General features: G+C 63.3%; 3 protein-coding genes and 1 pseudogene. All 4 read right to left on the bottom strand.

From position 1 onward, the window contains the following. Positions 1-165 (bottom strand): EAL domain-containing protein (locus R8N49_RS25290; protein ID WP_412034907.1); only part of this gene is annotated, 165 nt, incomplete at its 3' end. Further along, entirely contained in the window at positions 162-398 is a 237-nt protein-coding gene (gene merE, locus R8N49_RS25285; RefSeq protein ID WP_001087810.1) for a broad-spectrum mercury transporter MerE, read from the bottom strand. The genes merE and R8N49_RS25290, both read right to left, overlap by 4 nt. Then, positions 395-760 (bottom strand): mercury resistance co-regulator MerD, encoded by a 366-nt coding sequence (gene merD / locus R8N49_RS25280; protein WP_000995361.1) that lies wholly within the window; start codon positions 758-760, stop codon positions 395-397. Before merD ends, merE begins: the two co-directional genes overlap by 4 nt. A 111-nt stretch (positions 761-871) precedes the next feature. After that, positions 872-1015: pseudogene (locus tag R8N49_RS25275) on the bottom strand (alkylmercury lyase); the annotation flags it as partial.

The following is a 1015-nucleotide window of genomic DNA, read 5'->3' as shown; positions in this document are numbered from 1 at the left end:
CAACAGTCCGAGCGTCGGATGACGCCAGCGCAACAGGGCTTCCGCGCCGACAATCTGCTCACTGCGCAAATCGACAATCGGCTGGTAGTGCAGCTCAAGCTGCCCGCGCTCGACCGCCTGCGCCAGTTGCGCCACTGTCCATTCAATTGGCTGGGAAGCGCTCATGATCGACCTCTGAAGGCCCGCAGCAGCCGCGTCACAGACAGGACAAACAAGCCGGTCAGCGTGAGGGCTGCAATACCCCAGTGCTCGCCGATGAACGCGCCGGCCGTCGTGCCGGCCAGCACAATGGCGAGAATCGGCAAATGACAGGGACAGGTGAGCACCGCCAGCGCACCCCACAGGTAGCCGGTGAACGGCTTGTGTGTCTCGGCCGGCATGCGCTCGGGGCTGTTCATGGCAAACTCTCCGCATGCTGTGCCGGCGCGGTCGGCATGGCGGCCAACTGCACTTCCAGATTGGCCAACGCTTCGCGCCGGCGTTCGACGAACTGACGCAGCACAGCAAGCTGCGCGGCAGTTTCATCGCAGTTCGCCGCATCCAGCGCCCGGCACAGCCGCGCCAATGCGCCGAGGCCGATGCCCGCCTCGAAGGCGGCCCGCACGAAGCACAGTCGCTGCAAGGCGGCGTCATCGAACAGGCCGTAGCCACCCGTGGTGCAGGCGACTGGCCGCAGCAATCCGCGCAGCAGGTAGTCGCGCACGATATGCACGCTCACCCCGGCATCAAGGGCCAGCCGGGACACCGTGTAGGCGTTCATCGAACACCTCCTTTTGGTCGGTTCACGGCAATGCATATACCGTTTCGCCGAGTTCAATCCGCGCGCTGCGAATCCGATGCCGGTGCCGTAGAACATTGGGTCGATATCCGATCACGGTGTCCTAGATGACATGGTCTGCAACAGATGTCGATTAAACTCCTGGCCCAAGCCGAAAGCCTCGTGGACACTGACGATCGCCAATCCTTCCAATCCTTGATGCTTGGAGGCCCAGTCTTCCGCCGTCGGGACAGATGC

The sequence above is a fragment of the Vibrio sp. 1978 genome (assembly GCF_033344345.1).
The sequence above is the reverse complement of the archived record's forward strand: the minus strand, read 5'-3'. Positions and strand labels throughout refer to the sequence as shown.

Bases quoted from the DNA above. Each gene is read 5' to 3' on its own strand.
- merE (WP_001087810.1), bottom strand. From the start codon at position 398: ATGAACAGCCCCGAGCGCATGCCGGCCGAGACACACAAGCCGTTCACC.
- merD (WP_000995361.1), bottom strand. From the start codon at position 760: ATGAACGCCTACACGGTGTCCCGGCTGGCCCTTGATGCCGGGGTGAGC.